24 protein-coding genes, 1 tRNA gene, 1 pseudogene and 1 other annotated feature are annotated in these 17,020 nt (G+C 55.1%); of the genes and pseudogenes, 10 read left to right on the top strand and 16 right to left on the bottom strand.

Annotated elements, in window-relative coordinates; all coding sequences use genetic code 11:
• The first annotated feature begins 12 nt into the window (after positions 1 to 12).
• The gene (locus GTP46_RS04680) at positions 13 to 969 is read left to right on the top strand and encodes an ATPase (RefSeq protein WP_161005474.1); all 957 of its coding nucleotides are present in this window, start codon (positions 13 to 15) and stop codon (positions 967 to 969) included.
• Between the two features lie 75 nt (positions 970 to 1,044).
• Here GTP46_RS04680 and GTP46_RS04675 read toward each other — a convergent pair.
• Both GTP46_RS04675 and GTP46_RS04670 read right to left on the bottom strand, forming a co-directional pair.
• A tRNA-Gly gene (locus tag GTP46_RS04675) sits at positions 1,045 to 1,120 on the bottom strand.
• A 662-nt stretch (positions 1,121 to 1,782) separates the two neighbouring features.
• Positions 1,783 to 2,457 (bottom strand): hypothetical protein, encoded by a 675-nt coding sequence (locus GTP46_RS04670; protein ID WP_161005473.1) that lies wholly within the window; start codon positions 2,455 to 2,457, stop codon positions 1,783 to 1,785.
• 124 nt (positions 2,458 to 2,581) lie between these two features.
• On the opposite strand from GTP46_RS04670, the gene GTP46_RS04665 reads away from it, so the two are divergent.
• From GTP46_RS04665 to GTP46_RS04655, 4 genes are all read left to right on the top strand, one after another.
• Positions 2,582 to 3,025 (top strand): SOS response-associated peptidase family protein, encoded by a 444-nt coding sequence (locus GTP46_RS04665; protein WP_308495416.1) that lies wholly within the window; start codon positions 2,582 to 2,584, stop codon positions 3,023 to 3,025.
• A 61-nt stretch (positions 3,026 to 3,086) separates the two neighbouring features.
• Complete coding sequence (locus GTP46_RS30165; protein WP_308495415.1) at positions 3,087 to 3,248, top strand: hypothetical protein; 162 nt, start codon at positions 3,087 to 3,089, stop codon at positions 3,246 to 3,248.
• On the top strand, positions 3,245 to 3,478 hold the full coding sequence (locus tag GTP46_RS04660; protein WP_161005472.1) for a hypothetical protein: 234 nt from the start codon (positions 3,245 to 3,247) through the stop codon (positions 3,476 to 3,478). Before GTP46_RS30165 ends, GTP46_RS04660 begins: the two co-directional genes overlap by 4 nt.
• A 106-nt stretch (positions 3,479 to 3,584) precedes the next feature.
• A complete protein-coding gene (locus GTP46_RS04655; protein WP_161005471.1) occupies positions 3,585 to 4,499 on the top strand; it encodes a hypothetical protein in 915 nt (304 codons plus the stop codon).
• A 154-nt stretch (positions 4,500 to 4,653) separates the two neighbouring features.
• Here GTP46_RS04655 and GTP46_RS04650 read toward each other — a convergent pair whose 3' ends face one another.
• On the bottom strand, positions 4,654 to 5,526 hold the full coding sequence (locus GTP46_RS04650) for a hypothetical protein (RefSeq protein WP_161005470.1): 873 nt from the start codon (positions 5,524 to 5,526) through the stop codon (positions 4,654 to 4,656).
• Between GTP46_RS04650 and GTP46_RS29640 the strand changes: the two genes are divergently transcribed.
• The gene (locus tag GTP46_RS29640; protein WP_161005469.1) at positions 5,510 to 6,097 is read left to right on the top strand and encodes a discoidin domain-containing protein; all 588 of its coding nucleotides are present in this window, start codon (positions 5,510 to 5,512) and stop codon (positions 6,095 to 6,097) included. The genes GTP46_RS04650 and GTP46_RS29640 overlap by 17 nt on opposite strands.
• A gap of 472 nt (positions 6,098 to 6,569) precedes the next feature.
• On the opposite strand, the gene GTP46_RS04635 is transcribed toward GTP46_RS29640, so the two are convergent.
• A complete protein-coding gene (locus GTP46_RS04635) occupies positions 6,570 to 6,713 on the bottom strand; it encodes a hypothetical protein (RefSeq protein WP_161005468.1) in 144 nt (47 codons plus the stop codon).
• Positions 6,714 to 7,118: 405 nt separating this feature from the next.
• Between GTP46_RS04635 and GTP46_RS04630 the strand changes: the two genes are divergently transcribed.
• Positions 7,119 to 7,874 (top strand): hypothetical protein, encoded by a 756-nt coding sequence (locus GTP46_RS04630; protein ID WP_161005467.1) that lies wholly within the window; start codon positions 7,119 to 7,121, stop codon positions 7,872 to 7,874.
• A gap of 14 nt (positions 7,875 to 7,888) precedes the next feature.
• On the opposite strand, the gene GTP46_RS04625 is transcribed toward GTP46_RS04630, so the two are convergent.
• The 7 genes from GTP46_RS04625 to GTP46_RS04600 form a co-directional block, all read right to left on the bottom strand.
• Positions 7,889 to 8,437 carry a hypothetical protein gene (locus GTP46_RS04625; protein WP_161005466.1) on the bottom strand — a complete coding sequence of 183 codons (549 nt, stop codon included), beginning with the start codon at positions 8,435 to 8,437 and terminating at the stop codon, positions 7,889 to 7,891.
• Between the two features lie 195 nt (positions 8,438 to 8,632).
• A complete protein-coding gene (locus tag GTP46_RS04620; protein ID WP_161005465.1) occupies positions 8,633 to 9,229 on the bottom strand; it encodes a hypothetical protein in 597 nt (198 codons plus the stop codon).
• A gap of 80 nt (positions 9,230 to 9,309) precedes the next feature.
• Positions 9,310 to 9,816, bottom strand: coding sequence for a hypothetical protein (locus GTP46_RS04615; protein WP_161005464.1), 507 nt, complete (start codon positions 9,814 to 9,816; stop codon positions 9,310 to 9,312).
• A 399-nt stretch (positions 9,817 to 10,215) separates the two neighbouring features.
• Positions 10,216 to 10,563 carry a hypothetical protein gene (locus GTP46_RS29375; RefSeq protein WP_202414142.1) on the bottom strand — a complete coding sequence of 116 codons (348 nt, stop codon included), beginning with the start codon at positions 10,561 to 10,563 and terminating at the stop codon, positions 10,216 to 10,218.
• Positions 10,564 to 10,571: 8 nt separating this feature from the next.
• Positions 10,572 to 10,883, bottom strand: coding sequence for an adenine nucleotide alpha hydrolase family protein (locus tag GTP46_RS29370; protein ID WP_202414141.1), 312 nt, complete (start codon positions 10,881 to 10,883; stop codon positions 10,572 to 10,574).
• Positions 10,880 to 11,083: a polysaccharide deacetylase family protein gene (locus tag GTP46_RS04605; RefSeq protein ID WP_161005463.1), complete on the bottom strand. Its 204-nt coding sequence runs from the start codon at positions 11,081 to 11,083 to the stop codon at positions 10,880 to 10,882. The genes GTP46_RS29370 and GTP46_RS04605 overlap by 4 nt, the downstream gene beginning before the upstream one ends.
• 86 nt (positions 11,084 to 11,169) lie before the next feature.
• Positions 11,170 to 11,592 carry a hypothetical protein gene (locus GTP46_RS04600; RefSeq protein ID WP_161005462.1) on the bottom strand — a complete coding sequence of 141 codons (423 nt, stop codon included), beginning with the start codon at positions 11,590 to 11,592 and terminating at the stop codon, positions 11,170 to 11,172.
• Positions 11,593 to 11,626: 34 nt separating this feature from the next.
• Here GTP46_RS04600 and GTP46_RS04595 point away from each other — a divergent pair, with 34 nt between their 5' ends.
• Positions 11,627 to 11,965, top strand: a complete 339-nt coding sequence (locus GTP46_RS04595; RefSeq protein WP_161005461.1) for a hypothetical protein — start codon at positions 11,627 to 11,629, stop codon at positions 11,963 to 11,965.
• A gap of 5 nt (positions 11,966 to 11,970) precedes the next feature.
• Here the strand turns inward: GTP46_RS04595 and GTP46_RS04590 are convergent, their stop codons facing one another.
• The 4 genes and pseudogenes from GTP46_RS04590 to GTP46_RS29630 all read right to left on the bottom strand — a co-directional run.
• Positions 11,971 to 12,252, bottom strand: coding sequence for a hypothetical protein (locus tag GTP46_RS04590; RefSeq protein WP_161005460.1), 282 nt, complete (start codon positions 12,250 to 12,252; stop codon positions 11,971 to 11,973).
• 18 nt (positions 12,253 to 12,270) lie between these two features.
• Entirely contained in the window at positions 12,271 to 12,507 is a 237-nt protein-coding gene (locus GTP46_RS04585) for a hypothetical protein (protein WP_161005459.1), read from the bottom strand.
• A 139-nt stretch (positions 12,508 to 12,646) separates the two neighbouring features.
• Positions 12,647 to 13,297 carry an IS3 family transposase gene (locus tag GTP46_RS29635; protein WP_229258800.1) on the bottom strand — a complete coding sequence of 217 codons (651 nt, stop codon included), beginning with the start codon at positions 13,295 to 13,297 and terminating at the stop codon, positions 12,647 to 12,649.
• A gap of 121 nt (positions 13,298 to 13,418) precedes the next feature.
• Positions 13,419 to 13,535, bottom strand: a sequence feature (AL1L pseudoknot).
• A 62-nt stretch (positions 13,536 to 13,597) separates the two neighbouring features.
• Positions 13,598 to 13,813 (bottom strand): annotated as a pseudogene (locus GTP46_RS29630) (transposase); the annotation flags it as partial.
• Positions 13,814 to 13,993: 180 nt separating this feature from the next.
• On the opposite strand from GTP46_RS29630, the gene GTP46_RS04575 reads away from it, so the two are divergent.
• Both GTP46_RS04575 and GTP46_RS30275 read left to right on the top strand, forming a co-directional pair.
• Entirely contained in the window at positions 13,994 to 15,817 is a 1,824-nt protein-coding gene (locus GTP46_RS04575) for a hypothetical protein (protein ID WP_161005458.1), read from the top strand.
• Positions 15,818 to 16,055: 238 nt separating this feature from the next.
• Entirely contained in the window at positions 16,056 to 16,460 is a 405-nt protein-coding gene (locus GTP46_RS30275; RefSeq protein WP_161005457.1) for a PIN-like domain-containing protein, read from the top strand.
• On the opposite strand, the gene GTP46_RS04565 is transcribed toward GTP46_RS30275, so the two are convergent.
• Entirely contained in the window at positions 16,419 to 16,649 is a 231-nt protein-coding gene (locus tag GTP46_RS04565) for a transposase family protein (RefSeq protein WP_161005456.1), read from the bottom strand. The two genes, GTP46_RS30275 and GTP46_RS04565, sit on opposite strands and share 42 nt — an antisense overlap.
• Positions 16,650 to 17,020: the final 371 nt, after the last annotated feature.

Below are 17,020 nucleotides of genomic sequence, written 5' to 3'. Positions count from 1 at the left end.
GCGTTTTTTGCAATGGCTGACAATAAAGACGAGTCCGCACTGGGTCCATTGGTGGTGGTCTTTGCCGGCCCCAATGGTTCCGGCAAGACCTCACTGATTGAAGAACTCAAACACACAGGACTAGCCACCATGCGTGGCGTCGTTCCTCTGCCGAGTTACTTCATCAACCCCGACCAAGTCGCCAAGGACCTCGAAGGAGAGTTTCCTGACCAGAATGCGCGCGATGAAGCAGCTCAGCGCGCCGCGATGCAGGCACGCGCCAATGCGATTGCAGGAAGGCTGCCGTTTGCGTTCGAGACAGTAATGTCGCACCCTTCGCGCATCAATGAAATGCTTTTACTGAAGGAGCAAGGCTATCACTTGTTTTTGACGTTCATCACCACTGATGATCCAGAAAAAAACGTCGAACGAGTTAAATACCGCTACGAGACCGGCAGTACGACCGGCCATTATGTGAAACCAGAAAAAGTGCGAGAACGCTACCACAGAACCCTAGCCCTGCTGCCGCGCGCGACCGAAATCGCCGACGCGGTATACGTCTACGATAACAGCGTCGATGGCAAAGGTGCGACACTGCAAGTTGTGATTGAACGCGAGGGCCAATTTTCCGTAGCAGACGACGCCAAGGAGTGGGCAGTCGAGCAATTGATCAAACCGCTTCAGGCGCGTGAAGATGAGTTGAGCTTTCTGCTGGAATCGCTGGATGGTGTCGGCTATTCATGTGGTGACACCGACGAACTCCGTGGAATTTATACCGGCCCTGTTCTGACCTCCACTCCCAACTTCCTCGTTCAATATGACAGCGCGACAGAGCTTGCGCTCATCCATGATCGACTGCTGCTGGAAACTGCCCTTCTTCCGCCCGACCAAGGCCAGATGGATTACAAGGATGGCGAAGTGCTGACGATACGATATACCGTGGATGGTGCTCCTGCGATCGAACGACAAGCAGCTACACTAATTGACTGATGGTTCAAAACTTTGGGAAGACGTATCGGCCCCAAGAGCAAAAGGGCAGCCACACAGGGCTGCCCTTATACATTTTGGAGCGGAAGACGAGTCTCGAACTCTTGACCTCAACCTTGGCAAAGTTACGCTCTATCAACTGAGCTACTCCCGCTTCGGAGTCTTTGGAGGCGAGGATGGAAGTCGAACCGATCTACGCGGCTTTACAGGCCGCTGCATAGCCAATCCGATGCCACTTAGCAAAATCAGCCATCCAATCCTAGCTGTACGCGCTGGTGATAATTCAAACCGCGCCTCCGATATTTTCGCAATTTTTCCTTTAAAATCAAAAGGTTATAGCGGACTCGTCACTCCCATTCGATTATTAATTGACCACGCAAGCCCTTGATCCATAAAGACTTCTTGCTCTATCGACGACTCGATACCATCCGAAATGCCATCAATTCAGAACGCTTGAGTAGGATGGGACGGTGGGAGCCGTATTGAAATCCCGAGCAGAGCGAAAAACGGCTGTCTAAAGAGCATTGGTAACATTCGCGACTCCCAAAACGACCCCCAAAACCAATTTGCTAGACCCCAGACGATTTTTAAATGGTGACCTCCTTGGGCCAGCATACATAAAACCTCAGGAGACAGGAGCACGATGGTCGGACCAAGAACAGCTGAAGCCAGAGGTGCAAATTTCAAACTTGCGACCCCTGCAGTGTGAATGCCATTGCTGTAGCGAAAACGCAGTGCTCTCATAGGGAGGAATTTCTCAAGGACGTCTCTGAATGCCAGTTTTTTGCACTGAATTACACTGAGAATTACACTGAACTAGCGCAACAGGCGTGCCTCTCGCTTCGACAGTTCTCGCACTTCGGTATCGAGCTCGCACAGCCAACCGGCGCGCTCGAGCTGCTCTGGCCGATCATCGTGAGCCGGGCTAACATGCAGGCCACCCAGCTCGAAGGTGGAATCGGACATCCACAGCAGACTGCAGTTGATCAAACGCTTCTGCGGGAAAGTGGCAATCTGGTGGCTGTGCAGCTCGGCGCATGTCGTATTGCGATGGAGCGCGTTGGAATGGTCGCCGGCCACCACCAGTCGGCCGCGCGTACCACTACCTTCCCGTACCGCGCCCCTAGGTATCGCCACGCCCGCCCGGTGCAAATCCTTGACCCGAAAGCCAACCGCGTTGCCTGGCACGTAGAGTTGGCACACCCAGGTCTGCGATGTACCGCGGACTCGTTTAGACTCGCCCTTCCGCTCCTCGATCCCGCTGAGGGCCAGTGTCCAGCCCTTCAACTGAACGAGCTCCGGCACCGCCAGCTGCGCGAGAATACGCTGCTCGCCAATCGTCTGCAGCCTCGCGACTTTCGATGTGCGCCGGTTTCCTTCCAGCGTCGTGTCGACCACCAGTAGCTCCAGCAGCGACGCGCCCTCCACCACCGGCACCAGACTGGCCAGCGCTGCGCCGTCCTCCCGCCGCCTTTGTGCCCACACCTTCATTCTTGCCTCAAGTAAACACTGTGCACATAAACAGTATAATCACTTCGGCGGTTTAGCGCTATTATTTGCTTATTAACACTTGGAGCAAGCCAAGTGCGTCAACTTCCGCCCACCAGATCCTGAAATGCTCGACGCCGTCATGGGCGTGATCATCGACCTGCACGACACCGGCTTTTGGAAAACGGAAACGTGGAAGGACTACGGTGCGCCAATCGTGCGGCGCGGCGCCGATGGCAAGCGCGAAGGCATGCTGGCTAGCTACGGCATCGTGCCGCGCAAGCGTATCCCCGTCGGCGTCCGGCCGTTCGACACGATGAACGCACGCGCCGAAACGGTCGGCCAATTGCGCTCATTCTCAGGTGCGTGGAAGAAGTCGCAGCAATGCCTGGTACCGATGACCGCCTTCTACGAACCGAACTACGAAAGCGGAAAGCCTGTGCGCTGGGGAATCGGCATGGCCGACGAGTCGATGTTTGCGGTGGGTGGCCTGTGCGCGAATGGGAAGGTGAGAGCGGCCCGGAGCATAGCTTCACGCAGCTCACGATTAACGCCGACGAACACCCGCTGATGCGCCGGTTCCACACGCCGGGCGATGAAAAGCGTGCGCTGGTGATTGTGCCGCAGGCTGAATGGGACGACTAGTTAAACTGCAAGACCCGGAGTATGCGTGCAGCTTCCTGCGCCATTATCCAGCCGAGAAAATGCGTGCGTGGGAATTCCCGGTGCCGCCGCGCGCCAAGAAGACCGAGCCGACCGCGCCGGCGCCGGATAGCCAGATGGGATTGATATGAAAAACGAAATGAAGGACGGTCGCCCGCCGGTGGGCAGCCTGGTGCGCGCTGTCGGTGATCCTGACGGACAGATCATGGAGGTGACCAACAACGCGCTAGGCGAGCAGCACGATTGGGAGGGAGTGAGGAATGGGATTTATTGCGTCTGGCACATCGATGGCGAAGAACGATTCGAGGTGTACCGGCCCGGCCAACTTGTGATTGTCGGGCTGCCTCAAAACTCCCTCTAAAGCCGTTAGTGGTTCTCATTAGTCGCCTTCGACCAATCTCATCGAGCGCACGCCCAGTTCGGGCTTGCCACCAAATCACCTTATAAAATAAAAAGGAATACTTTTCATGAACGATGTGTTGCTAATTGTTGGAAATGGTTTATCTATAGATCTTTGCAGATATGGCAATTTCTATGCGGGTATCAACACCTCAAAGCCACTCAACTGGAATTTTAATATAAAACAAGAGTCTGGCGATTTAAAGTGGCAGGATGCGTTCCCACAGTTCCACGCATACGTAACCAAGAACTTAGATTCATTTTCCGGCGACAATTTTCTCCTGTTTAGGGAGATTATTGAAAACGGCGATGTTCGTTTGCGAGTTGAGGCCCGACATTTCTTGGCGTTGGCTTTTGCTCACTTGGATCAACAACTTATTATATGGCCAAAGTGGAAGTGGTTCGTTTTTATAAACGAAAACATACAAAGAATTTCAGGGGCAGTTTCTTTTAATTATGATTCAACATTGGAGAAAGCAATTTATAATACTGGAATTCCATTGTTATGCATAAATGGTTTTCATGATAAGTACTTGAGCATATTCAAACCTCATGGCTGCAATCGATTTGATATGGGCGACAATACAATTGTCGCTGGCTACGGCTATCCGATTAGAGTTTTACAAGAAAAGAACGACACTCATTCATACAAAGAGGTTCCAGCGGATCGCACAATGCACCCAAGGAGAGAGGCATACACCGTCCTGCCACACGAAAGAAATATTTTTCAAGATTTTAGCTGGCAGAGCCACATGTGGGAGGAGATTAAACACCGTTATGCTGCGACTAAGCATTGTGTAGTAATTGGTCACTCTTATGGGGTGGTTGATCGGCCCGAGATAGATCAAATAATTTCAGCACTACCCTTGGATGCGGTAGTACATTACTGTAATCCTGGACCTTGTGCGGAACTGGAGGCGTTTGTTGTTGAGTCGGGGCGGAAATGGGTATTTTGTGGCCTTGCCACTCCTGAGATCGCTTGATGTAAGGTGCTTTTTACACGACCGTCTGCCAACCAGAGAATGTCGGGGCGATTGACGAGGTCTGGTGGGACGGACTTGTGAGAGTGAGTTGCAGTGAGGTATGAGAAACTCTAACGCCAGCAATGAGAATATTTAGACCAATCCGCGCTAGTCGTCATTCTGTATTGCAAGTAACCCGCGCTGCATCGAATCGTTCGACGACTGCGTTATAGTCCCGCACAAGCTGTCCATAGTCGCCGGCGATTCGTAGAATAGCTCCAGCAGTTGTCGGCTGGAGGTCGGCTCGCGTTTCTCGCGCAGCGCCGGCTCGAGGTCCGGCACTTTGACCTTCTCCGCCTTCACGTACCGAGTCGGTTGCAGCTGGGGCAATGGCGATTGACAGGCGCTCAGTGCCAGCAAGAGCAGCGGCAACAGCGATTTTTGTAGCGATTTCATGGTCCACCCGATCTTTCTGCTGGCGTCCGGCCAGCTGGTCAAACTTCGATTGAAGTGCTGCGGTTTCGGCGCGGGCGCGGGCTGAGTCTACGGCCGCCTCACGTTCCGCGTCTACCTTAATGGTCGCTTCGCGTTTTTCCCACTGCCCCTGCACGCGATCAGAGCCGATCTTGTCACCCCTAGAAATCAGGTGCTCTTCGTAGGCTTGCTCGGCTGCGATCAGCGCACCAGCGGCCAGCGCGGCCGCGAGAATGCCGTGCCAGCTCACAACGTCGCCCATGCCGTGATGTACTTCGTCGGCCGCACCTGGAACACATTGCGCACGTGCTCCCGGTTGATGTCGCACGCCGACCGGCTGCCATACGATGGCCTTACGGGCCTGTTCTGATGTGACTAGTGTTTCGCTAGTCTTGATGCATTTACATCGTAGACTGGTACAGGCAATTTCGATAACGTTCCTATCCAGTCCCCCCTTGCATTTCACGAAAACCAGAAAATTTTTAATTAGTAGGGTAGCGCGCGTGAAATTCGATGGGGGCAGGAAAAACTGGAAAGAGTCATTGGTGTCATCACCAATGGAAATCGAATTCACGAAACCATTTGAACAGGGTGTGAAGATGCGTAAATTAACTTCCGTATTGGCGGCTGCAGCGCTTACTGTGTTTGCAGCCTCGTCGCATGCCGCGGATAACATCGCGGCAGGTCTGTCCTCCGGCAGCTACACTGAAAGCGGTAGCTATGGTGGGCAGACCGCTCAGGAACTCTTCAACGGTGGCTGGTGGTCGTCCGGTAACTTTGGCACGCAATGGGTGCAAGTCGATCTCGGCTCATCCCTCTCCCTCTCTAGCATCAAATACACGATCACGATGGCGCCGAACGGATCGATTTGGCAAAACGTGTATGTATCGGATACTGCGATTGGCTCGGACTGGAGCTTATTGACGCCGATCGCCACATTCGCCGACGCCGCCGGACACAACGCCGAGGTGATCACCCTCAACCTCTCGACAAGTGGTCGGTATGTTGAGATCGTCGCGAATGGCGGCCCAAGTTGGACTGGCCTGGTCGACGCTTCGATCACTGCGGTGCCGGAGCCTACAGCATATTTGATGCTCCTCGCTGGCATTTCTTTACTGGGCGCTATTGCACGTCGCCGAGCATAAACCAGCGGATACTGCATGCTGACCTGCGGTCTCATCCATGGCCGCAGCTCCGGGACTAACGCCGGTACAGCGAATTCGGGTACCGGGTTACAGCGTCCCGGCGGTCGGCTGATGGTTTTCTACAAAGTGATTGGCGGCGCTACTTCTTCATGATGCACCTCCTTGGCGGCCGGCTTCGCGCGGCCTGCGCACGCGGACTTAATCGGCTGGCGAGAAGTCCACGTAGAATTTATCGCCGATCTTGTGCTTGCCCAGCAGCGCGGGGGTGTTGATCGTCATGGTCAGATCGGCAGACGGCGTCCACTTTGCGAAGGTGTTGTCCTCGTCCGTACCATCGGCCGATTAGCCACCCGATTTGCAGACGGTGCCGAAGGTGACGCGCTCGCTGGTGGTGAAGTTCTCGACGTTGCGGACCTGTAGCTTGGCGCGCATGGTGGCGGTGGTGGTCATAGTGATCTCCTGGTGGGCGGCGCTACCAGCGCGCCGGCTCACGTGGCAGCGTCGTTGCGGCACCGCGCGCGGCGGCCATGTCGTTCTGCACAGCGAGCAACGCCATGCACATGCGAATCCAACGAATCCGGGCGAGGTAATCGGCGGAAGTCAGGTCGGTATTCATGGGGCCTCGCGATCTGGCGCGGGAAATGAAAAAGCCACCGCAAGGGTGGCTTCGTTTTGCGCTCCAGCGCTATCTGCGAAGTGAGCTGTACACTCGAGCGAAAGCATCAATGGATTGGTGCTAGCCTCGAATCCTAGCTATCGGTGAGGCTTGAAGCCTGCATTACGAGTGCCGGGAGTGTGTGTAGGTAGACGTTAACGTACTAATCGAGGGCTATCAACAAGCTACCGAGCAACGTTGCTTGCGTAGTTGCACACAGCCACTCCCTTTTCATTTAATAGTCACTATTGACGCCAGAACAACAAATATTGGATATTTTCCCATAATGATTGTTTAGACAATTTCAAATTGATAACATCAGGGAACCGCGTCAGACGGTATCTGATTCAAAACCTAGGGAAAAAAATGAAAAATTCGTTCGCATTGAAAGCCGCGTTTGTTACAGCGCTCGCTCTCTCAGCCTCGCATGCACTCGCTGTCGGCGATGGTGATCCAAAATACCCAAGTAGCGATGGCAACGACATCGGTGACCACCTCGCACTTCATACCGATGTGTACGGGTTTGTTCCAGTAACCGACGCTGCAGACGTCGACAAGCAACCACGTTGCGCCGGATCCGAATCGTCGCTCTCAATCACAAGCAAAACGAACGATTTTACGTTCGTAGAATTCCATGGCGTGCAAGCGCCAAAGAGCACAGATACGTGCGGGAGCGCCAAATCTGTACAAAAAGGTACCACTTATAAAATCGCGAACTCGACCTATAACTCAGTTGCAATAAAGGCGACTGGCCTCTCTTATGGCGCACTGGTCGTACCATTTAAATTCCGCCTCGGTGACGACAAAAAACTAGTGAACTCAGCGACGATAGCGCCTTATATCGGTGTCCGCTGGTCCGTTCTTCAGGGTTTTGGATATGAACTGAGGCCCGTATTCGCCGCCGGCATAGCCTTGGTATCAGTGCCGAACGAGGCAAAGACCGCCAACCAAAACATCGGGGCGTTTTCGGCTTCTCTTGGATTCACGCTGAGTACAATCAAGGATTCCAAGTTCAGCGCCGGCGTCCTTTTTGGCAAGGACTTCGTGAGCAAGGATGATCGGAAGGGCGACCCGTCTGTCGTAAAGCCTTGGGTATCCCTATGGCTTGGCGTTAGCATTTAAGGGGAAGCCTGGAATTAGACCCAATCGCCTCTGAGTGCTGTTGCAGCGCGTGCGTTAAGTGCCTGCAGCAGCCCTTCCAGCTCCCTGGCCATATCCTTGACCTTCTCGATCTCGAAGCCGCCGACACCAATTATCTCACCCTTCCCGCTTCCCTTACACGGCACGCAGATGCGCCGGTCCACGGTATTGCCACTGCCGCTGCACGCCTGACACTTGCCGTCCAACCAATGCGCCAGCGACCGCTCGGCAACGCGACGGTAAAGCGCCTGGGCGGCCTGCGCATCCCAAGCACTTCCCTCTTTCACCCATTTGCGCTCGCGGCCCTTTTCGATCACGCGCGCTGTCCAGAGGCGCAGCAGCTGCGCCAGGTTGGCAGTACCGGATTCGAACAATTTGCTCTGCGTGCCGTCGGCGTACTTCACGCGCGACAGCAGCGAACCCAAGCCTGCACCGGTGGCGTCGACCAGCGCTGCGGCGCACAGCGCATCGGTGGCGTGGTGGAGTTCATCGTCGCGCAGGTCGGACGAATTGACGGCGTGAAGATATCGGTCAGCAAAGCCCATGTGGTGCGCTCCTCGGTGTGTGGCTGGACGTTAACACATCTACGGAAAAAAGGAAGATCGGAATTCCTTTTTGCTGCCCCCCAGCTGCTGTCAAGGTTACCGACATCAGCCCTAGAGATCTGCGTTGCATTCCAAGAAACATCCAGTCGGAATTCATCCCACTTTTCGACTCTATGGGTCTATGGGTCTATGGGTCTATGGCGCGCAGTTTAAACACTCAAATTTTAGGGAGTTTAACTCTGGATATACTTTATTTACGACACCCCTTGCTTCATTGTTTGAAATCGGAAGAGCATGAGTACTTTGCTCATACTTTGTTACCTGAAAAACGTTTTGCTCAAGCGTGACCTGATCCCCGGCGAATTTCCCCAAGAACATCATCTTTCCGGGCTCAACTATGAAGGTTTTCTGTTTTACAGCTGCTGAAAACTCATGCCTAATGTTTCGGGCGTTAGTGGATATCTGGTATTGAAACCAGTGGGTAACAGCGTACTTCCCTGGTGGAATGTCAATAACGATAGTTTCGATGACCCATTTTTGTTCACGCGGGACAGACTTAAATTTTTCAACACCAGACACGAATGGAATCTCAAATTCTTGCTTTGTATCCACGTTAGTCAAAGTAAAACCCGTGACATCTGCAACGACTTTTTGTACAAAAAGTCCGCCAACATATCCACGATCCTTGGAAATAGGGGCACCACTAGCAACGACTTTTTGCGGACTAGCGCATCCACTGAGCAAACAAGAAATTGCAACAAGCGCAGCGAGTGTATGTGTAAAACGCATCATGTATTTCCAATAATTAACAAAAGGGTAAAACAATATCAAGAAAGTGCTCTATTCGCAACTTTCCATCTTTTAACAGCTACTCAAACGCGCACCACTCCGTTTCGATCGTACTCCGCGACGGCCGCAGCTGCCGCCCGCGCGATGGCAACATTCGACACCGTCCTCAGGAAATCCATCAGCCACGGCAAGCCGTCTTTGAGGACACGCATTTCGTCGCCGGTTGCGCTGGCCTTCCCGATCCGCTGGGCGCGGTTCTGGATCTCAGCACAGGCCAGCACCACGCCGTGCGCAACATCGATGATCGTGTGGCTGCCTTGCTTCACGTGCGCCACCAGGTCGAACTGCGCAGGCCGCCCGCCGCCGGCAGCCGGCAATCGCGTACTCGACCGGTCCTGCTCCTTCGCCAGCCAGGAATTGCAGAAGGCCAGCACGCCCCGCTTGGTCTTTCGCTTGCGCGGGTTGGCCACGCACCACTGGCGCATCGCGGCGAGCTGCCGGATTAGGTCGACGCCGGGGTAGGCGCCAACCCACGCATCGATGTGAGACTGGAGGATGCTGAACTCGCCGCTACCGGCCAGCGGCATCATCAGCACAAGCTGCGGTGATGGCGCAGAGCTGGAGCTGGAGCTGGCGTCGGTGTGGGCGGATGCGACAACGTGCCGCCAGCGAGCGCTTCATCCAGCGCCGCGACATCAGACAGGTCGACCAAGCCGGACTCAGTCGGTAGCGAGTCGCTTTGCGGCTCGGTGCAAACGGGTTTTCCTTGCTCCTGTTTCTGCTCTTGTTCCTGCTCCTGTTCCTGTTCTTGGCTTCGGAGGGGCTTACAAGGGGCTTGTAAGGGGCTTCCAAAATCTCGTGCTTTTTCATGTTGAAGGACTAGCGTATTTCTCGTAAAACCCGCGCAAATGCGCGTTCTCCTGCAGATCGTCGCAGTCGGCTTGGACGCCCAAACAGCGCTTGTCGTCGGCCTTCAAACGCTCTGCGATCTAGTAGGCGGCCATCTCGAACACCCAGACCATCTCAGACTCGTGATCGTAGGCGCGAAGCCGGCCGCGCAGGCCTTTGGCTTCCGGAAGCACCTTCTGATACCAGCCTTGACCGCACTCAGCGCCGTCCTTGCTGCAGCTCATCTCGATGCGCTGGTCGCGGATCGCGCTCTCCCCTTGACGCACGCCGGTGATCATGAGCACTTGCCCCTCCAATTCGGCCAGTCGATGTTCCAGCGCGTGCTGCATTGGATCGATCTTGATCTGCCGCTTACACCAGCGCAGCGTGTTGTTGTTCGGCGGCGGCACGCCACGGCCGAGGATGTAGACCATGAAGCGCTTGTCCATCGGCGCCATCACGATTCGACCTGGATGTTGCGCTCGCGCAGCTCGACGATGATCTGGTGCGCGGCATACGCCAGCGGCAACAGCTCCTGCCGCGTGTCGGCGTAGAACACCGTCAAGGTTTTAGGGCGCGGCACGCGGCCATTGTCGAGCAGCCTCATCACCAGCGTCAGCGTGGCGCTGCTGTCCTTACCACCCGACCAAGCGATGCCCCAGTGATCGTGCGAGGCACCGTAGGCCAACAGCGACTGCGTCGTCATTTCAATGGCGTCGGTCATCTGCAGGCGCTTGGCTCCAGAGGCGAAGATGTCGATTTGGTTCATGGTATGCTCCAATTTTTTGCATGGGAGGCAATGTGAGCGACCAAAATATAGTTGAGGAATTCGAACAGAATGGGCACAAAATTAGGATTACGCTGCTCGCTCTTATTGGTGGCCAATGGATGGCGGGTGTAGAGGTTGATGGCCGGATCATCCCGACAATCAAGACTATTTTTAGACAGTCCAGTGATGCGCGCCAGCATGGTCTTAATGCAGTAGCTCGGCATATTGATGCACGACCCGGCGCCTAAAATCGGCCGAACTCGGGAAGTTTCAGAAACAAGACGGCTCACAACACCGCTCCCAACGCGCGTGCGATACCCGACCGGTCAAGGCCTGCGGCGCGGCAGCCGACGCGCGTGGCGTGGTAGTACTGGGTGCGTAACATCATCTCGCCGCGCACGGCCAGACCAGCGGCCACCAAGCGTTCCATGGCCTCGCGGTCCTGTACGTTGCAGAGGTAGTGGTTGCGAAAGCCCCACTTCATATGCGGGTGGTGCGCCGTGGCGCCAAGCATGTGGCGCAGCTTGTCGAGGTCACCTTCGGCCAGGCCGGCCGTCAGGCGGTAGTGTTCGCACTTGCCGTGCTGCGCCAACTGGCGCGCAGTGACGTTTTTGCCGCAGGCGCAGCGCTTCGGCTCATGGGTTGGGCCGGGCTTTTCGTTCTGGATGGCGCGGTGCTGGCGCTCCGCGCGGGACAGGTCGTAGATCATGATATTATTTCCTTTCCTACAACTAGGAGGGAATATGTTCGTCTATGAATCGATCCCAATCGATTTCTTCTGGGAGCAACTGAAAACGGTTAGCGTTACAGCGGGGGAATTGGCTCTTCTGGATGCGGCAGCTAAAGCAAACGGAACTAATCCCTCCGGCGCATTTCCCGACCCCGCTGAATTCTTGAAACGATGGGAGACCGCAAAGGACCTTGCAGCCAATGTTGGGTGGGAGGGCGACTTCCGAAATGAGCCGGTGGTTTTCTGGGTTCCCCATGAAGATTCGTTTGACTACGGATTTGTAATCAAGCAAGACAATAACGGGGCAACATATGTCATCTCGCCCGTGCGGTTGGAGTCGCTTCGAAACTAGCTCGTTCACGCCGCCACCCGCCCCATCTCACGCTTGTGCGTAAAGTTGGAAATGTCGGTGCGGTGGCGTGCACGCACCTCGGCAGCCAATGTTGGATCGCCGGTCGCAAGGAGGCTGGCATCTACGACGCACTGCAACCCGCGATCGATGCAGTAGTTACCCAGGTCGCGCAGTGGTACGTTGACAGCCAGCTTCTTGTGGATGGAGTAGTTCTCCAGCCAGCAGCCATACTCCGGCGCAGCGTAGATGCGTACGCTGGCTAAGTCGCCATCGATCACTTCGATCACGCCCGGCAGCATCTGCGTTTAGGTCTGGTCGCTGTCCTGCACTTCGCTCCACAGCGGCAGGCAGGTAACCATGCCTACCATCCAGTAGCCACGTGCTTCGGCGTCTTCGGCTGCGTTGCGCGCGGACCAGTATTCGGTCAGGCGCTTGCGCTCCGCCTCCGCGAGGTCGATTTTTGCCGCGCGCGGCTGGGCACGGCGGCGCGCCGGCGCAGCTTGATTCGGCGCGTCGAAGTCGAAGCTGAGCTGCATGCTCATGCCGCCGCCTTCATAGCGAAAATGATGTCGCGCACCACCGGCGGGCAGACGGCATTGAATCGCCCCGGAAATTTAGGAGGCCGTTTGGTGTGAGTCAGGAGACCTAGCTTGCTCGGAAAGTTGTCGATAGTAGTTTGCCTCAGCTTCGGCCGGAGGTAGATAGCCAAGCGGTTCGAGTAAGCGATAATGATTGAACCAGGTTGGCCAGCTCGACGGCTTCACGCGTCTTCCAGGGAGCGCGGCGATGTATCAGCTCTGCTTTGTACAAGCCGTTGATGGTCTCGGCCAGCGCGTTGTCATAGCTGTCGCCCTTACTGCCAACAGAGGGTTCAACTCCGGCTTCTGCCAGACGCTCGCTGTAGCGGATAGAAACGTATTGCGAGCCCGTGTCGCTATGATGAATCAAGGCGTCGTCACGCTCGGGCTGGCGGGCGTACAACGCCTGCTCCAAGGCACCAAGGACGAAGTCAGTGCGCATCGAACTGCTGACGCGCCAGCCTACGATGCGTCGGGCAAAGACATCAATCACAAAGGCCACATAGACAAAACCTTGCCAGGTCGAGACGTAGGTGAAGTCGGACACCCAGAGCTGGTTGGGGCGCTGTGCTTGAACTGGCGATTGACCCGGTCCAGCGGGCAAGGTGCGACTGCGTTGCCGATGGTGGTTTTCACCACCTTGCCTCGCATCACGCCGCGCAGGCCGGCGCGGCGCATCAAGCGCTCGACGGTGCAGCGGGCAACTTCGAGCGCTTGATGCGCCGCAGCTGGTGCCAGACCTTATCGGCGCCATACACCTGCATGTTGGTCTGCCAAACGCGCTCAATTTGCGGGGCCAACACCTCGTCACTCTTTGCGCGAACACTGCGCAAAGCCGGATTGCGCCGCTGCGCAGCGTAACGCCAGTAGCCGGACCGGGCGACCTGCAGGACTGCGCAAATCGACTCGACCCCGTACGCTTGGCGGCGCTGGTCGATGAACGCTCTCACGATTTGAAGCGAGGGTCGAGCTCCGCCTGGGCGAAAAACGCGCTGGCCAGACGCAGGATTTCGTTCGCCTTACGTAGCTCCTTAACTTCGCGCTCCAGCGCCTTGAGGCGCTCGCTTTCGGCGGTTATGGTGCCCTCACGCTGGCCTGTGTCGCGCTCACGTTGGCGCACCCAGCAACGCAAAGTTTCCGAGGTACAGCCTATCTTGGCTGCGATGGACGTGATGGCGGCCCACTGCGACTCGTACTCGCTGCCGGCCTCTTGGACCATGCGCACGGCGCGCTCCATCACTTCGGGGGAATATCGGACTGATTTTTTCATGGTGGCTCCATTTTCTCAAATGTTGGAGCCTCCTTCAAACCCGGGGTGATTCACTACCGACACTGCGAGTTACATTGTGAGAGATTGTCACTATCTCTTCTCTATAGAATGACGTCGAGTTAGCTTTGTTTCAAGCTGGCTTAAATTTCATTCTTATCTCACTCGTAGACGGAAAAAGCGATGAAGAAATACATGGTTTTGATAGCGTCACTGCTTTGCTTACAAACTGCGCAAGCGGCCTTCACACAACTGACCGTGGAAGCTGAGTCGGTGGCTGGCGGGACAATTACCAGCGACGCACGTGCGAGCGGCGGCTCCGTCGTCAGTCGTAGTGCCGACGGCATTTATGTGTGGTGGCTGACGGACACCTCCACGATGTCAACGGGTAGCTACTCGGTTTATGCACGGATTGCCTTGAACTCGAGATCGATTTCTCAGGCCAGCTTCGGTCCAGCCATTTTCTATGGCACCACGAGCCTTCCAGCGTCGGCGATCACCGTCACTAACCATGAATATGCCTGGGTGCGTGTTGCATCGTTCGATTTGACGCAGATTGGCAGTCAGCTGCGGGTATCTGATTGGTCTCAACCAGGATTGAACATCGATAAACTGGCCATTGTCAAAGACGTCACCATCGAGGCCGAACTCGCCACTTCAGCTACGATTGTGACGGATGCTGCCGCATCGGGAGGGCGGGCTGTAACTCGCTCCACGCCTGGTAATTATTCGTGGTGGTTGCCAGCGACGTCCGAATTGCAGCCTGGCGACTATATCGTCTACGGGCTGCTGGCGTCCTCCGATGGCGCTGCGCATAACTTCGGTGAAAGCGTTGCGCTGGATGACGTAGCATCCGAGATATTCAGCGTTAACGTTAGCTCCACCGGCTATCAATGGGTGCAACTAAATTCCTTTGTGTATGCCGGCGGAGCGCAAACCGTGCGCATCGGCGACTATTCCACGGAAAAGCTGAAGCTTGACAAGATACGCTTGGTACGTCGCACGCCCTACGAGCGCATGTCGGGCGCGCAAGCCTTATATGCTGCCGGCTCGGCAGCGCTTGGGGCCAGGGAGCAAGTGGTTTTCAACGGTGTGCCTAACGGTTTGAGTGCCCTCAAGGATCCGGGGCGCGTCTCCATCGTCCAGGCGAATGCCACGACGACGTATGCCTACTTCCGGCAGGAATTGACCCCGCCCGGGACGAGCAATTACGTCTATCAAATTTACATGGCGTCTTCCACCGATGGCGGCAAGACCTTTACTGTTTTCCCCAATGCTGTCATCCAGCTTCCCACAGCATTGGGATCGGTCATCAAGGCCTATGACCAGCAAGTGACCAAGAAGGCCGATGGCAGTTATTACATGGTCTTCGAAGGCGTACTTTCTTCGGGTTGCAATTTCTCGTCCATGTCAGCGTCTTCGCCAGATGGCGTCAATAACTGGGTCGTGAAAAATGTGCCGGTCTGCACCACTGGTGTGTCGTCACTAGGGGCCAGCGTTCCCAATTACTACACCGATGTCGAGACGAATGCTGAATACATTCAGTGGGGAACGATTGACGATACCACTAAAACCACCCGTCGCTATCAATACCCTCTTGCAAACGGGCTGTTCCAGGGGCAGTTGAGTTTTTCCAGCGCAGCTCAGATACAAGCTTATGCATTCCCGCAGGCCGCTGCCGGCACTTGGGAGTCCAACAATAACAGCGCAGGTAACGTCATCTATGAAGATGGCTACTACTACATGGTATATGACGGCTCAACTGACTACGTGTGCAATGGGCGTTGGGGGCTGGGTGTGCGACGTTCTAATATTCCAGGGACCATCAGCAGCTGGACAAAGTCGGCCAAAAATCCGTTCATTACAGCAGTTAAGACGGATTCTTGCTGGGTTCAATATCCAGACATTGTCAGACTCCCGGGCGGCCTGTATGTCTACTACCAAAACACAGAAGCCAATTATGGTACCAACATGACGATATTTAGGCATCGCATTATTCCGAACTGATCTTAGATTCAAAGGACGAAATGAGTGAAACGACCGCCTGTTTAAGGGCGTTCGTTAATAAGACGCCGAGGTCCTGTGGATCAGGCGTGTCCGTTTGCTCGAATCTTGATCTCTAACAGTTTATTCAGCCTACGCCGTAAAGCGGCGTGGGCTAATGCAATCGTTGAACGGGCGCTTATAAATTCATGGTAGTCCGCAACGGGGCGAACCCCTCCCTTCAGACAAATTCGGATACAAGATGAGGACACTTTTTCACGGTTACTACCGTCCCAATGATGATGCGCTGGAGGAGCTATGGAGGGACGCTTGCTTCATATTCGATACCAATGTCGTTTTGGAAGCGTATGCTCTTCCGGAAACTGCTAGAGAAGAATTCTTGTCTGTATTAGAAAAAATATCGGACAGAATCTGGATTCCGTATCAAGTAGCTTTGGAGTTCCACCGCCGTCGATTCACGAAAATCAAGGATACCTCAAAAGGTATTGCGGAGATGCGGGAAACAGGCAAAACGAACCTCTCTCGGATGGTTGTCGGAGTAAACAAACTCGACTTCGACAAATGGAACACGGGAATACAGAACCTGCCAGCGATTCTTAGTCAGTTAGCCGCTCAGTACCGACACGACTCGATAGCCAAGCAGTGATTTGTCGACCTCAATGGCCAGGTATTCCTTCGTAAAATCATCCACGATGTTGAGGCAGCGCAACCTCATGCCATCAACAAATTCATCCAATACGAAATCCATCGACCAGCTCTGGTTTGGCCCTTTGGCTTGCATCCTGGCTGCGCGCTCGATGCCAGCGATACGTTTGCGCTTACGGCGACGAACCATCAGGCCTGCCGCGTGGTACACGCGGTAGGTGCGTTCGCAGTTGAGCTCCCAACCTTCTCTCCGCAACAGCACATGCAAACGCCGGTATCGCAGCCAGCTCTACCGCCCGGTATTTAGCAGCGACATAAAACCCTGCACATAAAATTTATTAGCTCTTTCGCTAAACAAATACGAAAAAGACTGGATAGCTTGCCTAGAAGGTGGCGTTACCGCCATCACGGATAAACAGCGCGGCTAGGGCGCAGCGGGGGGTGTCCCTATGTACTTCGTCAAGCAGTTGCGAGAGGTGCAGGGCAATAAAGTGTCCCGTCTCGCATCATGGCGTACATCACGTCGCAGCGCCGCCTTGCGAGAGCGATCAGTGCTTGGTT

It is taken from the genome of Duganella flavida (genome assembly GCF_009857445.1).
Taxonomy (GTDB): Bacteria; Pseudomonadota; Gammaproteobacteria; order Burkholderiales; family Burkholderiaceae_D; genus Rugamonas; species Rugamonas flavida.
This window is presented reverse-complemented; position numbering and strand designations above follow the sequence as displayed.

What these genes read in the sequence shown, in the direction of transcription:
- GTP46_RS04680 (WP_161005474.1), top strand. Translation starts at nt 13, where the DNA reads ATGGCTGACAATAAAGACGAGTCCGCACTGGGTCCATTGGTGGTGGTC.
- GTP46_RS04670 (WP_161005473.1), bottom strand. Translation starts at nt 2,457, where the DNA reads ATGAAGGTGTGGGCACAAAGGCGGCGGGAGGACGGCGCAGCGCTGGCC.
- GTP46_RS04665 (WP_308495416.1), top strand. Translation starts at nt 2,582, where the DNA reads ATGCTCGACGCCGTCATGGGCGTGATCATCGACCTGCACGACACCGGC.
- GTP46_RS30165 (WP_308495415.1), top strand. Translation starts at nt 3,087, where the DNA reads ATGGGACGACTAGTTAAACTGCAAGACCCGGAGTATGCGTGCAGCTTC.
- GTP46_RS04660 (WP_161005472.1), top strand. Translation starts at nt 3,245, where the DNA reads ATGAAAAACGAAATGAAGGACGGTCGCCCGCCGGTGGGCAGCCTGGTG.
- GTP46_RS04655 (WP_161005471.1), top strand. Translation starts at nt 3,585, where the DNA reads ATGAACGATGTGTTGCTAATTGTTGGAAATGGTTTATCTATAGATCTT.
- GTP46_RS29640 (WP_161005469.1), top strand. Translation starts at nt 5,510, where the DNA reads ATGGAAATCGAATTCACGAAACCATTTGAACAGGGTGTGAAGATGCGT.
- GTP46_RS04635 (WP_161005468.1), bottom strand. Translation starts at nt 6,713, where the DNA reads ATGAATACCGACCTGACTTCCGCCGATTACCTCGCCCGGATTCGTTGG.
- GTP46_RS04630 (WP_161005467.1), top strand. Translation starts at nt 7,119, where the DNA reads ATGAAAAATTCGTTCGCATTGAAAGCCGCGTTTGTTACAGCGCTCGCT.
- GTP46_RS04625 (WP_161005466.1), bottom strand. Translation starts at nt 8,437, where the DNA reads ATGGGCTTTGCTGACCGATATCTTCACGCCGTCAATTCGTCCGACCTG.
- GTP46_RS04620 (WP_161005465.1), bottom strand. Translation starts at nt 9,229, where the DNA reads ATGATGCGTTTTACACATACACTCGCTGCGCTTGTTGCAATTTCTTGT.
- GTP46_RS04615 (WP_161005464.1), bottom strand. Translation starts at nt 9,816, where the DNA reads ATGATGCCGCTGGCCGGTAGCGGCGAGTTCAGCATCCTCCAGTCTCAC.
- GTP46_RS29375 (WP_202414142.1), bottom strand. Translation starts at nt 10,563, where the DNA reads ATGGACAAGCGCTTCATGGTCTACATCCTCGGCCGTGGCGTGCCGCCG.
- GTP46_RS29370 (WP_202414141.1), bottom strand. Translation starts at nt 10,883, where the DNA reads ATGAACCAAATCGACATCTTCGCCTCTGGAGCCAAGCGCCTGCAGATG.
- GTP46_RS04605 (WP_161005463.1), bottom strand. Translation starts at nt 11,083, where the DNA reads ATGCTGGCGCGCATCACTGGACTGTCTAAAAATAGTCTTGATTGTCGG.
- GTP46_RS04600 (WP_161005462.1), bottom strand. Translation starts at nt 11,592, where the DNA reads ATGATCTACGACCTGTCCCGCGCGGAGCGCCAGCACCGCGCCATCCAG.
- GTP46_RS04595 (WP_161005461.1), top strand. Translation starts at nt 11,627, where the DNA reads ATGTTCGTCTATGAATCGATCCCAATCGATTTCTTCTGGGAGCAACTG.
- GTP46_RS04585 (WP_161005459.1), bottom strand. Translation starts at nt 12,507, where the DNA reads ATGAGCATGCAGCTCAGCTTCGACTTCGACGCGCCGAATCAAGCTGCG.
- GTP46_RS29635 (WP_229258800.1), bottom strand. Translation starts at nt 13,297, where the DNA reads ATGGCGCCGATAAGGTCTGGCACCAGCTGCGGCGCATCAAGCGCTCGA.
- GTP46_RS04575 (WP_161005458.1), top strand. Translation starts at nt 13,994, where the DNA reads ATGAAGAAATACATGGTTTTGATAGCGTCACTGCTTTGCTTACAAACT.
- GTP46_RS30275 (WP_161005457.1), top strand. Translation starts at nt 16,056, where the DNA reads ATGAGGACACTTTTTCACGGTTACTACCGTCCCAATGATGATGCGCTG.
- GTP46_RS04565 (WP_161005456.1), bottom strand. Translation starts at nt 16,649, where the DNA reads ATGGTTCGTCGCCGTAAGCGCAAACGTATCGCTGGCATCGAGCGCGCA.